Source organism: Paenibacillus ehimensis NBRC 15659 (assembly GCF_004000785.1).
In the GTDB taxonomy this organism is placed as follows: domain Bacteria; phylum Bacillota; class Bacilli; order Paenibacillales; family NBRC-103111; genus Paenibacillus_G; species Paenibacillus_G ehimensis.
On record NZ_BILX01000128.1, the window covers coordinates 1 to 9244 of the forward strand.

Annotated in this window: 9 protein-coding genes and 1 riboswitch; of the genes, 2 read left to right on the forward strand and 7 right to left on the reverse strand. The window is 55.7% G+C overall.

The genetic code is table 11. The annotated features are described in order from the left end of the window. Positions 1-272 precede the first annotated feature (272 nt). From nrdF to nrdI, 3 genes are read right to left on the reverse strand one after another with little or no spacing between them, the layout of a single operon-like run. Positions 273-1235, reverse strand: a complete 963-nt coding sequence (nrdF, locus tag PEH01S_RS33150; protein ID WP_025850512.1) for a class 1b ribonucleoside-diphosphate reductase subunit beta — start codon at positions 1233-1235, stop codon at positions 273-275. Between the two features lie 43 nt (positions 1236-1278). After that, positions 1279-3363, reverse strand: a complete 2085-nt coding sequence (gene nrdE, locus PEH01S_RS33155) for a class 1b ribonucleoside-diphosphate reductase subunit alpha (protein ID WP_127490333.1) — start codon at positions 3361-3363, stop codon at positions 1279-1281. Next, the gene (nrdI, locus tag PEH01S_RS33160; RefSeq protein WP_025850514.1) at positions 3350-3709 is read right to left on the reverse strand and encodes a class Ib ribonucleoside-diphosphate reductase assembly flavoprotein NrdI; all 360 of its coding nucleotides are present in this window, start codon (positions 3707-3709) and stop codon (positions 3350-3352) included. Before nrdI ends, nrdE begins: the two co-directional genes overlap by 14 nt. A gap of 158 nt (positions 3710-3867) precedes the next feature. Beyond that, a riboswitch (cobalamin riboswitch) is annotated at positions 3868-4072 on the reverse strand. A 239-nt stretch (positions 4073-4311) separates the two neighbouring features. Here nrdI and PEH01S_RS33165 point away from each other — a divergent pair. Next, positions 4312-5649 carry an SCP2 sterol-binding domain-containing protein gene (locus tag PEH01S_RS33165; protein ID WP_025850515.1) on the forward strand — a complete coding sequence of 446 codons (1338 nt, stop codon included), beginning with the start codon at positions 4312-4314 and terminating at the stop codon, positions 5647-5649. Between the two features lie 47 nt (positions 5650-5696). Further along, the gene (locus tag PEH01S_RS33170) at positions 5697-6272 is read left to right on the forward strand and encodes a TetR/AcrR family transcriptional regulator (RefSeq protein WP_127490334.1); all 576 of its coding nucleotides are present in this window, start codon (positions 5697-5699) and stop codon (positions 6270-6272) included. 123 nt (positions 6273-6395) lie between these two features. Here PEH01S_RS33170 and PEH01S_RS33175 read toward each other — a convergent pair whose 3' ends face one another. From PEH01S_RS33175 to PEH01S_RS33190, 4 genes are all read right to left on the reverse strand, one after another. After that, positions 6396-7199: an arylamine N-acetyltransferase family protein gene (locus tag PEH01S_RS33175; RefSeq protein WP_127490335.1), complete on the reverse strand. Its 804-nt coding sequence runs from the start codon at positions 7197-7199 to the stop codon at positions 6396-6398. A 113-nt stretch (positions 7200-7312) separates the two neighbouring features. Continuing rightward, a complete protein-coding gene (locus PEH01S_RS33180; protein ID WP_127490336.1) occupies positions 7313-7759 on the reverse strand; it encodes a GNAT family N-acetyltransferase in 447 nt (148 codons plus the stop codon). A 157-nt stretch (positions 7760-7916) separates the two neighbouring features. Continuing rightward, positions 7917-8828: an SDR family oxidoreductase gene (locus tag PEH01S_RS33185; RefSeq protein ID WP_127490337.1), complete on the reverse strand. Its 912-nt coding sequence runs from the start codon at positions 8826-8828 to the stop codon at positions 7917-7919. Between the two features lie 154 nt (positions 8829-8982). Beyond that, positions 8983-9244 (reverse strand): DUF5915 domain-containing protein (locus PEH01S_RS33190; RefSeq protein ID WP_164828128.1); only part of this gene is annotated, 262 nt, incomplete at its 5' end.

Below are 9244 nucleotides of genomic sequence, written 5' to 3' on the forward strand. Positions count from 1 at the left end.
CGTAATGGCGGGGATTGCGTTCAAGCCGCCGTATCTCCAAAATTAACCTGCCGAGAGGATTGGCGTCCCCTCTGCCGCCCTGCATGCTGTCTGGTAAATCGGTATGTGGTTTTTTCATAACTTTAGTTTAGTGTATAAACTATCGATTGTCAATTGCGTCACGCAAACAAAAGCACGGTCCGCCATCCTATCCGCATCAAGTGAATGACCGGATGGCAAACCGTGCTTCTCTCCTTAAGTAGACTGCCTTCACACCGGGCAGCCGCGGAACATTATTCAAACCGGAAGTCGTCGTCGGTCAGCGGCTCGACGTGAATCGTACGCACATAGCCGTTGCCTTTTTTGGAAAAGAAATCGTGCTGCTTGGTCCGCGTGCTGATGCCGTTCAAGACGATCGGGTTGATCTCTTCCTCTTCGAACAGCGGGTCTTGGCCCAAATTCATCAGCGCCTTGTTCGCGTTATAGCGCAGAAACGCCTTCACCTCGTCGACCAAGCCGACGGAGGCGTACAGCTGCTCCGTGTACCGCTCTTCGTTACTGTGCAAATAGCGCAGCAGTCCGAGCAGCGTCTCGGTGGCGTCCTCTTGGTCCTCCTCGCTCAGTCCGGCGTACACCTCCTGCGCGAGCACGCCGACATACAGTCCGTGGATGCTCTCGTCGCGCAGAATGAGATCGATGATTTCGCCGCTGCTCGTCATTTTCCCCTGACCAGCCAAATAGAGCGGATAGAAAAAGCCGCTGTAGAACAAGTAGCTTTCCAGCAAGACGGACGCACACATCGCCAAGTACAGCTCCTTCGGCGTCCGGATATGGTTGTAATATTGGGAGATCGTCTCCGCCTTCGTCTGCAAAAACACATTTTTCTCCACCCAGCGGAACACGCCGTCGATCTCTTCGGTTGTCGCCAGCGTCGTAAAGATGCTGCTGTACGATTTGGCGTGAATCTGCTCCATCATGCCCATGAAGCCGAGCACCGCCTTGCGCTGCAGCCCTTCGACGTGCTCCAGCAGCTTCGGCATCCCGACGCCGCCCTGAACCGTATCGAGCAGCGTCAATCCGCCAAGCACCTTCATATATAGATCGCGTTCGTCGTCATTGAGCGTCAGCCAGCTCATTTTGTCGTCGGACAGCGGAATTTCGTCGTCGGTCCAGAACTGCATGATGTTCTGGTTCCAGAAGGTTATCGTAAAATCGTCGTCCGGACGGTTCCAGTTGACCGCCTTCAACACGCTCATACCATCGGCTCCTCTCTCTTGCCTTGCTCGGATGCTGTCGCCGTTACACGGAGCAGCTTATGCATTCTTCCATCGTCAACCGGTTCGTCCGGGTATAGTACAGCGACTTCAAGCCTTTGCGGGCCGCGTAAATGTAATACCTAGCCAGCTGTCGCGTGGTCACGTCGCTGTTGACGTGCAGTACCGTCGAGATACCTTGGTCGACGTGCGCCTGAATCTCCGCGATCAGATCCAGCACCTTGAACTGGTCCATCTGGTAGGCGGACTTGTAAAAGAAAAAGTTGTCCCGATTCATATACGGCATCGGGTAATACGTCGTCGAATTGGCGTACGTCCGCGTCTCGATCGGCTCCACGATCGGCATGATGCTGGAGGTCGCATTTTGGATATACGAGATGCTTTGCGTCGGGGCAATCGCCAGCCGGTAAGCATGATACAGCCCATGCATGCGTACGGCCTCCTGCAGCGCCCGCCAATCCTCGGGGGAAGGAATCGCCATTTCCCCGAACAGCGCCTTGACCTTCTCCGTCACCGGCCGGTAATCCGTATCCGTGTAACGGGTGAAATAACTGCCGTCGGCGTAATCCGACCGCTCGAAGCCTGCGAACGTAACCCCCGTCTTCTTCGCCGTCTCCATGCTGGCTTCCAGCGAGTAGAAATTCATCATCATGAAGAAGGTGCGGACGAAATCCTTCGCTTCTTCGCTTTCATACGCGATCTTGTTCTTCGCCAGAAAGCCGTGCAAATTCATCGCGCCGAGTCCGACCGAATGCAGCTCGCGGTTCGCTTTCGCCACGCCCGGCGCATTGGCGACATGGGTCATATCGCTGACCGCCGTCAGCGCGATGATCCCTTCGCGTACCGATTCGCGTAGTTTGCCCTGCTCCATCACGTTGACGATGTTAAGCGAAGCCAGATTGCAGCTGATGTCGCGCCGGATGATGTCGGGCTGCCCATAATCGGCGATTTCCGACGTTTCCTGAAGCTGGAAAATCTCCGTGCACAGATTCGACATTTTGATCGAGCCGATATTTTTAAGGGCATGACCCCGGTTGGCGTTGCTTTTGTTCATGATGTACGGGTACCCGGATTCGAGCTGCACCGTCGCGATCTTCACGAGCATATCTCGCGCGCTCATGACCGCTTTCTTGCGCACCCGGTCGTCGGCCAGCAGCCGGTCGTACATCTCGTCCATATCCATGTCGTCGAGATGCGTTCCGTAGGCCTTCCAGACGGAATATGGCGCAAATACGTGAAGCGGCTCATTGTCCTCGGCCAGCCGGTAGAACCGGTTCGGGACGATCAGGCCGATCGAGAGCGTCTTCAGCCGGCTTTTCTCGTCCGCGTTAATCTTCTTGCTGTCGAGGAATTCCATCACGTCCCAGCCGAAGATGTTGTAATAGGCCGCGCCCGAGCCTTTGCGCTGTCCCATCTGATCGGCGTACGAGAACGCGTCCTCCATCAGCTTCAGCACCGGCATGATGCCTTTGGCGGCGCCTTCCACGCCTTTGATCGGCTCTCCGCGTCCGCGCAGCTTGGACAGGTTCACCGCGACGCCGCCGCCGATCTTGGACAGCTGCATGCACGTGGCAAGCACGTAGTTGATCGAATTGAGCGAATCGTCCATCTCCAGCAAAAAGCACGATACCATCTCGCCGCGCCGGCTTTTTCCGGCATTGAGGAACGTCGGAGTCGCCGGCTGCAGCCGCTGCTCCATCATCGAAGCCGCCAAGGCCCGTGCGGTATCCGCATCGCCGCGTCCGAGATACAGCGCCACGATCGCCACGCGGTCGGGGTAATGCTCCAGGTAGAGCGAGCGGTCGTTGCTTTTCATCGCGTAATCCGTATAAAATTTCGACGCCGCCATGTACGACTGGAACTGGAAGCCGTAGCTGTGCGTAATCCGGTAGACATCCTCGACCTCTTCCGGCGAATAACGGTCATAGACGTTCTCGTAGTAGTCGTTCTCGATCATATAACGGACCTTTTCGGCCGTATCGGCGAAACGGATGCTGCTGCGCTCCACTTCTTCCATAAACGCTTGGACCGCCTCCCGGTCCTTCTCCAGTTGAAAAAAGCCGTCCGCTTCCCGCCGCATCAGCTGGTTGTTCAATTCAATATGCCGCAACGGTGCCCACCTCGTTTCTAAACGTTTCTACATCGCGCTTCGTTCCTGCGAGCTCGAATTTGCCCAGAACCGGCACGCCGTACATGGATGAAATCCGGTCGGCGCTCTTGGCGAAGCCGTCGCCCCAATTGCGGTTGCCGCTGGCGGCGACCCCAATCAGCCGTCTGTGATTGCGCTCAAGAAAAGCGGCCGTTTTCTCCGGAACCTGACCGAAGCCGGTCGTATACGTAACAAGGACGAAAGGCTCGTCCATCTGCATGTTCTCCTCGATTTGAACCGATCGCATATTCAGCTTACCGATAAATCTCCGCACATTCCCCGTTCTGGAATCGTACGCAATCAGCATGGGTCTTCGTCTCCTTTTCCTCTCTCCCGCCAACGCCCCGGGCACGGCAAAAAAAGACGCCGCCGGCCCGCGGAACGGACCGAATGCGTCTCAAAAACAGCATGTAAATAAACATGCTGTCTAAGCACGATGCCGGACACGTCCCTATCTCCGTAGGGCGGGTGTCGAATGAACAGGCAGGTCTCCTGGCTCGGAGTCATCGCTCCCTCCCCCTTCCCGGCCATTCACGCGACAAGGCCAGTGGGCGAACTCGGAGGGACACTCTTCCTTACAGTGGCGGGACCGCGCCGGCTTTGCACCGGACTTCCCTATTAAGCCTGTCCGCGTCTCTAGCGGAAAGGCGCCTGTCCAATCACGATATGTAGATGATAGATTCAAATCTATATCAAGATGTTGTGTTTGTCAAGACTAACGATCATGGTTTGAACGGGGGGGCTGCGGTTGATTTTCGGGGCGCATCCGGTCCCGCCTACGTCCTGAGCGGGTTCCGCAATTGTGGATATTTATTGACCGTTTTAAATATGATGATTATAATATATATTATGATCATCATATTTTGATGATCGATTTTCGTTTTTGAAACGAAAGGAGCTATAATGATCATGAAAAAGCTCGAAGACCACCCTTCCGTCCGACAGCATCTTGCCAAACTGCCTCCTCCCGGCAACGCCCGGGAAACGGCCCTCGATGCCGCCTGGCTGCGCGGTCTTTGCCTGGAAGCGGGAGCGGACGACGTCGGCTTCGTTGCGGTCGACCGGCCCGAGCTGGACGGGCAGCGGCACGAAATACGCGAGCTGCTGCCGGATGCCGGCCTGCTGATCAGCTTCGTGTGCCGAATGAACCGTGAGCCGGTCCGGTCCGCGGCGCGTTCCGTCGCCAACGCGGAATTTTATCACGTTCATGACCGCATTGCGCACGTCGGGCACGAGATTGTAGCCCGCCTGGAAGAATTGGACATCAAAGCGGTGAACCCCCCGATGGGCTTCCCCATGGAGGTAGCAAGGGACGGCAAGCAGTGGGTCATTTCGCACAAGCCGATCGCCGTGGCGGCCGGGCTTGGACAAATGGGCATCCACCGCAATGTCATTCACCCGAAATTCGGCAACTTTATTTTGCTCGGAACCATCGTGACCGACGCCCGCATTTCGGAGGAGTCGCGGCCCATCGACTACAATCCGTGCCTGGAATGCAAGCTCTGCGTTGCCGCTTGTCCCGTTGGCGCCATCGAACTGGACGGACACTTTAATTTTTCGGCCTGCTACACGCACAACTACCGGGAATTTTCGGGCGGGTTCACCAACTGGATCGAAACGATTGCGGACAGCAAAAACGCCAAAGCGTACCGCGCCAAAGTCGAAGACGCAGAGACGGCCTCCATGTGGCAGAGCCTATCGTTCGGCGCCAATTACAAGGCAGCCTACTGCATGGCCGTCTGCCCCGCAGGGGAGGACGTTATCGGCGCGTTCTGGAACAACCGCAAGCAATTTCTGGAGGACATCGTCAAGCCGCTGCAGAACAAAAAGGAAACGATCTATGTCGTTCCCGGCTCCGATGCCGAGCAGCATGTGATCCGCCGCTTTCCGCACAAGCGGGTAAAACGGGTAAGCAACGGGCTGCGCACGAAGTCCATCAGATCTTTCTTGAGGATGCTCCCGCTCTTCTTCCAGCGCCATCAGGCCAAGGATTTGAACGCGACGTATCATTTTACCTTTACGGGTTTAGAAGAAGCGAAAGCAACGGTCGTGATCCGGCAGCAGACGATCACCGTAACGGCGGGACATACCGGCCAAGCGGATTTTGAGCTGACCGCGGACAGCGGGACCTGGATTCGCGTCCTGGGAAAAACGGAGCATCCGCTTCCGGCCATGCTGCTCCGCAAAATCCGGACGAAAGGCCCGCTCAAGCTGCTTACCGCGTTCCGCAAATGCTTCCCTTCGTGACAGCATGAAAAAATATCAATTATCGTTAGGCGTGGTGAAAAAGCAAGATGCCTTATACTAAAAAACATAAAATGAACATCCGGCATAAAATTTTGCAAAGCGCTTCACAGGCGTTCCGGGCGAGCGGGATCAAAGCGGTCAGCGTACCGCAAATTATGAGCGGAGCCGGACTGACGCACGGCGGCTTCTACGCCCATTTCGAAAGCAAGGAGCAGCTCGTCGCCGAAGCCTGCAAAAGCGCGATGGAAGATACCGTCGCCCGGCTTGGTTCCGTTGCGGAACAGACGGCAGACGGGCAAAAGCTAACCGCCGTGATCGAGTCTTACTTGAGTGCAACCCACCGCGACTCGGCGGAGCAAGGGTGCATCATGCCCGCCCTGGCGGGCGAAATTGCCCGCTCTTCCGAGGACATCCGCGAAGTGTTCACCGATGAAGTCTCCCGCTTCCTCTCTTTTGTCTCGGGACTTGTCGGCCAAGACGAGGACAAAAGCATCGCGCTGACCGCCACCATGGTCGGCTCCATCCTGCTGTCCCGCTCTGTCAACGATCCGGAGCTAAGCAACAAAATATTGAGCGTGTGTCGAGCCGACTTAAAGCAAAGAACTGCCGGCCCCGTTTCTTAGACGGTACGGCAGTTCTTTGTTTCTATCCTTAATTATTAATGTTATTTATTATATGCGACATTAACTACATTTTCGTCATAATTACGAAGTATTTAAACCATTTTCGGATTTTTTGTCGAAGGCTCATGCGTCTCCCTCCTGTTTATCCAGTACAATGCCAAAATGAGTGCGCAGCGCTTCATCATACTCTTCTTTGGTCTGCGGAGTAAAGGTTTGGACGCCCTCGGCGGTGAAAATCCGGAACTCCTTGCCGGCTAACGTCTTGCGCCCGTCCCGGGTACGAATGGCAGCCCTGGCATCGCTGATGAAGACCGAATCGGGAGCGTTCTCGCACCAATAGCTCGCCATGACGAAGTCCTTAGGCAGCTGCGGCTCTTCGGTAAAGGAATACAGCCAGCACCATTGCCCGTTCTTCAACTCGCTGAGCACCCAGCCGTAGTAGGGGTCGCGCTCCATGCGGTAGCATTCGTCTCCCTGCTGATGCTCCAGCCCTTCGATGAGCTGGATGGGCCGGCGGGGCACAATCCCTCCTACTCCCACATCACAAAGATATGTCGCCCCTCCTGCCTCGACCTTCAGGACCTGATGGCGGCGCTTGGGGGGCGGGGTCGGCTCGTCGCGCCAGAAGCGGGCCACGAAATCCGTGACAGGGTACCCCAGCTCCCGCAGCAGCCAGCCGAAGAGCGCGTTAAGCTCGAAGCAGTATCCGCCGCGGCGGCGAACGACAATTTTGTCGATCAGATCGTCGACTTCCAGTGACAGCGGAATACGGCGCACGATATCCAGGTTTTCATAAGGCACCGAATGAAGATGGCGCTCCTGCAATTCGGCGAGCACGGCCGCGCTTCCGTCCAGCGGACCGTCGTATCCGATTCGCTTCAGGTAAGCGCTCACTTCGGGCCTTACATCATGGCGGCGGTCGATCATCGTCTAAACTTCACTCCTTGTCGGCATGGATTGGCGTAGGACAGTGAAGTTATGTATTCGCGGAGCATCCTCAAATATCCTTTTTTTCCGTATGATGCCGTTCAAGAGAAGCATTACTTGAACTTTTTAATAAAATTTTTTTGGTCCTTTGTAAAAACATAACCTCTCCGTTCGTAGAATCGGTGGGCGTGAATTCGGCTCGGATGGGACAGCAGTTTAATTCCGGAAAACCCGTGGGTCTCCGCCCAATCTTCAAGACCCTGGATCAGCATGCCGCCAACCCCTTGGTTTCGATACTTCGCCTTGACGACAAACCCCAAAATATTGAGCAGCGAACCGGAAAAGAGCAAATAGTACGGGCTTCCATGAATATAGCCCATGACCTCGTTGTTATGTTCGCTAACGAGAATGATATCTTTTGTATGGTGCGTGATGAAATCGATCCGTTCTTTTACTTGCTCCTCCGAAAAAGCATAAAAGCTGGGGTTAAAGTCTAGATTCAACAAATAAATATCGTGATAATCCGTTACGCTAACGTTCCTGATGTTGATTCCGTCCATCTCCGATCTCCTCACTTTGCGGAAGTACATCCAATTATAAATACATCCCCGCAAACCCGCAAAAAAAACACTACGCCGCAACGATTCGCCCGCAAACGAAAGCGGCAGCCTCGTCCGCGACTGCCGCTGCTTCCTTCGGCTGACCTTTCCCTCCCGGTTAACGGTACCCGGTGGCATCCGCCGGCTTTCCAGCATCCTGCACCTCGACAATATACCGCCAGCAATCCGGCCGGGAGCCGTCCAGATCATAGAACCCGTACACTTGCGCAAGCTGGCCGCTCGACAAAGACCCGCCGTTCCACCGGGAAACCTGCGGATCGGCAGCGAGCGCGGCGACGGCCCGGCCTACATAACGCGGCGTTTCCGAGATGATGAAATGAGGCTCCTTCGCAGCGGCGTCACGCCAGTTTTCTTCCTTCACCCCGTAATGCTCCAGCATGATTTCGGAGCGCATCCAGCCGGGGGTCACCGATACAGCCGTGCAGCGATGCGGCGCAAGCTCATGGGCCAAGGCCCGGGCCATGCGAATGGCGGAAGCTTTGGCCAAATCGTAAAACAGCGACAGCCGGTAATTTTGACTGTTGTATTCCTCCGTGCCGTCGGTAATCTCAACGGCGAGTCCGTTTCCGCTGCGAATTAATAAGGGCAGCGCAAAATGGCTCGTAATGATATGCGTATCCACCGCCAGCCGCAGCATGCGAAGGCCGCCTTCGAGGGAATGCTCCCACACGGGCACATTCCATTGCGTCAAGTATTCAGAGCCCCAGATGTCGTTGACAAGAATGTCCAGTCGCCCCTGTTCTTGTTCCATGCGCGAGATAAGCTCCCGTACCTGGTCCGGATCGAGATGATCCACTTGAACCGCGATCCCTTTGCCGCCCGCGGCATTGACAAGCTCGGCCGTCTCTTCGATCGTCTCGGGCCGGTTATACTCGGAGCGCTGCGTCCGGGTCGTACGGCCGATAACATAGACTGTGGCTCCGGCCGCTCCCAATTCGATCGCAATGCCTCGGCCCGCGCCACGCGTAGCGCCGGCAACTAAAGCCACTTTTCCATGCAAAGGCTTCATCCACTATTCCTCCTCGTTCATTGAATTCTTTATCATTTTAAACAACCAATCCTGCCAACCTATGTCATATACAAGAAAAAAGGCACAAAACTTCAAGACGATTCGCATCTTGAAGCTTTGTGCCGTATATGCTCCCTCCGCTCAACCGGCGGAATTATTCAATACGCAGACCGGCCGTCCGCTCCCCTAACGAAACGGATTCCATCCCTGTTTCCTTCGCATACCGGACGCCCGACAGCAGCACGTTGTCCCGCAGCACATGATCGAACCGCTCCAGCGCTTCCCTCATCTGCGGATCAACGTCGAGCACGAGCGCGACGCGCTTTTCGATCGGCAGCTCCAGCTTTTTGCGGTAATCTTGAACGGCGCGGACGACCTCCCGGACAAGCCCCTCCTGCTCCAGCTCCTCGGTGATC

What these genes read in the sequence shown, in the direction of transcription:
- nrdF (WP_025850512.1), bottom strand. Translation starts at nt 1,235, where the DNA reads ATGAGCGTGTTGAAGGCGGTCAACTGGAACCGTCCGGACGACGATTTT.
- nrdI (WP_025850514.1), bottom strand. Translation starts at nt 3,709, where the DNA reads ATGCTGATTGCGTACGATTCCAGAACGGGGAATGTGCGGAGATTTATC.
- PEH01S_RS33165 (WP_025850515.1), top strand. Translation starts at nt 4,312, where the DNA reads ATGAAAAAGCTCGAAGACCACCCTTCCGTCCGACAGCATCTTGCCAAA.
- PEH01S_RS33170 (WP_127490334.1), top strand. Translation starts at nt 5,697, where the DNA reads ATGCCTTATACTAAAAAACATAAAATGAACATCCGGCATAAAATTTTG.
- PEH01S_RS33175 (WP_127490335.1), bottom strand. Translation starts at nt 7,199, where the DNA reads ATGATCGACCGCCGCCATGATGTAAGGCCCGAAGTGAGCGCTTACCTG.
- PEH01S_RS33180 (WP_127490336.1), bottom strand. Translation starts at nt 7,759, where the DNA reads ATGGACGGAATCAACATCAGGAACGTTAGCGTAACGGATTATCACGAT.
- PEH01S_RS33185 (WP_127490337.1), bottom strand. Translation starts at nt 8,828, where the DNA reads ATGAAGCCTTTGCATGGAAAAGTGGCTTTAGTTGCCGGCGCTACGCGT.